Annotated in this window: 2 protein-coding genes and 1 pseudogene; all 3 read left to right on the top strand. The window is 65.9% G+C overall.

The features are described 5' to 3' along the window. A pseudogene (locus EOA33_RS28800) lies at positions 1–447 on the top strand (aspartate aminotransferase family protein); the annotation flags it as partial. A 143-nt stretch (positions 448–590) separates the two neighbouring features. After that, positions 591–1,991: an SWIM zinc finger family protein gene (locus EOA33_RS28795; protein ID WP_126056087.1), complete on the top strand. Its 1,401-nt coding sequence runs from the start codon at positions 591–593 to the stop codon at positions 1,989–1,991. 29 nt (positions 1,992–2,020) lie between these two features. Beyond that, the coding region (locus tag EOA33_RS28790; RefSeq protein ID WP_190234399.1) for a DUF5691 domain-containing protein at positions 2,021–3,419 on the top strand (1,399 nt) is incomplete at its 3' end.

Below are 3,419 nucleotides of genomic sequence, written 5' to 3'. Positions count from 1 at the left end.
CCGCGCGTGCGCCAGTCGGCGCATCTCGGCATCGGCGGCACGCTCGCCGGCAATGCGCTGACCGTCGCCACCATGCGCGCGGTGCTGGAGGAGGTGCTGACCCCCGCCAATTTCGAGGTCATGATCGCCAATGCCTCGCGCCTGGCCGAAGCCGCGCGCGGCATCATCAGCGCCAGCAGATTGCCCTGGCATGTGACGCAGGTCGGCGCCCGCGCCGAGATCATGTTCATGCCCGCACCGCCGACGAACGGCGCCGATGTCATTGCCGGCCGGCGCGGCGACCTCGAGACGCTGCTGCATGCCTTCTACATGAACGAGGGCATATTGGTGACGCCGTTCCACACCATGTTCCTGATGTGTCCGGCGACGTCGCCGGCCGACGTCGACCGCCACACGGAAGTCTTTGCCCGCTTCGTCGATCTCGTCCGCGGCGCGGGGGTCGTCTGAAGCCGACATTACCGGCCCAGCCTGATCAGGAAACCGAACGTTAGACAAGGAATTAACTTTGCGGAGGCTGGAGCTACACCAGCGCGCCGCAAACGGCTATCTATCGTCGCGGAATCATACTTCGGGGTCATGAGAGGCGCGGCTTGCAACTGGACCTGAAAACCATTGAAGCGCTTGCCCCTGACCAGGCCTCGCTCAGCGCCGCCTCGAAGCTGACCAAGCGGTCGAACTGGCCTCGGCTCGAGACAAATGAGCAACTGGGGCTCATCTGGGGCGAATGCCAGGGCTCGGGATCGAATCCCTACCGTGTAGCATTCGATACCGGCGACCATGGCTACAAATGCACCTGTCCGTCGCGGAAATTCCCGTGCAAGCACATACTGGGGCTGATGTGGATCGGCGCCACCGCGCCGGCCAGCTTCGATCGCGTCGAGCAGACGCCGGATTGGGTCAACGACTGGCTCGGCCGGCGCCGCCGGCCCGGGCAGCCAGCGACGCAGGCGGCAGCAAACTCGGAAGGCAAAAGCATCGACGAGGCATCGCGGCCCGAGCAGAGCGCTCCGGTCGAAGATGCCGTGGCCGCTGAACGCCGCGAGGCGGCACAGCGCAAGCGGGCCGAGGACACGCGAAGCGCCGTGGCGGCAGCGCTGGACGAGCTCGATCAATGGATAGCCGACCAGCTCCGGCTCGGCCTTGCCGGGTTCGTCGATGCCTGCAGCGAGCGCTGCCGCCGCATTGCAGCCCGGCTGGTCGACCTCAAGGCCACAGCGCTTGCCGGCCGCGTCGACGAGTTGCCGGCGCGGTTGATGGCGCTGCGCGGCGAGGAGAAGCCGGATGCCGCGATCCGCGAGCTCGGCAAGCTGGTGATGCTCGCCAAGGCTTGGCGCGCCACGCCCGATGATCCCGAGCTGAAACGACTTGTGTCGACATCTGAGACGCGCGAGCAGGTCCTCGCCAACCCCGACGCCGTTCAGGTCGAGAGCGATTGGGAGGTGCTCGGCGAGAAGATAGAAACCCGCCGCGACGGGCTTGTCAGCCATGCGACATGGCTGCTCGATCTGAAGAGCCCGGCGCCGCGATTTGCCGTTCTGCTCGATTTCTTCCCGGCTTCGGCCGGGCGCCGGTCCGGCGCCTTCGCGCCGGGAGATCGCTTCAAGGCCAAGCTCGTATTCTATCCATCGCGCAATCCGCTACGGGCGCTGGTCGTGGAACGGCTCGGTGATTCGGCACCAGGCGCTTGGCCAGCCTTCGGCTCGGACGCAGCCGGCGATCCGCTTGCCGCCTATGCCGCCTTCCAGGACGGCGCGCCATGGCTGTCGGATTGCCCGGTCATCCTGCCTGCCGGCGCGATCGCGCTGGACGAGAAGGAAGGCGCCTGGTGGCAGGCTGCGGGCGATCCGCACGGCATTGCCCTGCCTGTCGCGGGATCGGTCAACCAGACATTGCTCGGCCTCGAGCTTGCAGCCACGGCGGCGCTCTGGAACGGCGCCAGGCTCGAGCTTCTTGCGTCGCAGAGCAATATGGGGAGGCTCGATCTGTCGTGAACGAACTCGAGCAGGCAGGGCTGGCAAGGTTGCGCGACGGCTGGATTTCCGGCGGCGCCGCTTTCGAACTTGCCCCTGCCGAATGGAAGGAAGTGGCGGCTGCGGCCAGCCCGGACGAGCAGCAGAGGCGGCTGCTGGCCATTGCCGCGCAGGCGCTCGATGTCGCGCTTCGGCCGGCGGCGGCGAAAACCTTGAAACGCCGTCCGCCGCTGCCGGTGCTGGCCATGCCGACGCTCCCGGAACGGCTGCGGCCGTTGCTGCGTGCTGCATTGAAATATGCAGCCGAAGTGAGGCTCAAGACCCGCGTGGCCGCGCTCGTCGCCAGCCGCGGCTTCGTGCTGCATCCGATGGATTGGATGCCCGCTGCGTCGGATCAGGAAAGTCCCGAGGTCTATGCCCCTTGGGTCGACTGGCAGGCAGGCGCGGACGGTGAGAAACAGTCCCGGCGCGAGCAACTGACTGCGGAGACCTGGGATGATTTCTATCCCGCGGCGCGCCGTACCGCACTGATCGATTTGCGGCGCACCACACCTGCCTTGGCGCGAACGCTTATCGAGACCAAAGGGGCCAGCGAGCCGGCGGAGGTCAGGCTAGCGCTCGTCGAACTCATGCGCTTCGGCCTGGGTGCCGACGACGTGCCGTTCCTGAAGAGCCTGTCCGCCGATCGCTCGGGCAAGGTGCGCGAAATGGCCGGCCGGCTCCTGGCAAGGTTGGGAGAGCATGGCAATCCGGCTGATGGCGGGTCGGAAGATCCGACAGCCGAGCTTGCCGCTTTCATCGAGGAAGGTAAATCCGGCTTCATTCGCCGCCGCACCACCTACGCACCGACAAAACTCAAGTCGCCTGCGCAACAAGCCCGTCGCGCCGACTTGTTCGCATCCTGCTACCTCGGCGATCTTGTCGCTCGCTTCGGCAAGACAGAGCCTGAATTCATCGGCGCATGGCAATTCGGCGTCGATGACAATGCCGATCGTTTTCTCGTTCTAATGGTCTCGGTGTCCGGCAGCGATGCGGCGGTGGCCTGTTTGGCGGATATGCTTGTCGCCGAAGGCGGCAAGCTGGCGCTTCTCGTCCTCCAACTCATGTTGCGTTTGGACGGCGGCAGGAAGCGTCTCCTGATCAGTCAGATCCTGAATGACGCGCAGAATCTGCACGCGCTAAATCAGGTCGAAGGCGCCGAAGCAGGCTGGCTGGAATGGGGCGACCTCGCAAAAGGCAAGACGCTTTCGGCGCTGCGCTCCGCCGTCTCGGGCGACAACGACGTCATGAAACGAAGCGCTGAGCAGTATCTCGAGGCCATAGGCTTTCTCGCCACGGCGGCGACGGCGGAGAAATTGATCGGCGAGGTCGTCGCCGCCGGCCTGCCGCCCGCATCCCCATCGCTCGGCCTGCTGCGGATCAACGCGGCGCTGGCCGAAAAGCCTTCCC

This window comes from Mesorhizobium sp. M4A.F.Ca.ET.050.02.1.1 (assembly GCF_003997725.1).
Classification (GTDB): Bacteria; Pseudomonadota; Alphaproteobacteria; order Rhizobiales; family Rhizobiaceae; genus Mesorhizobium.
The sequence above is the reverse complement of the archived record's forward strand: the minus strand, read 5'-3'. Positions and strand labels throughout refer to the sequence as shown.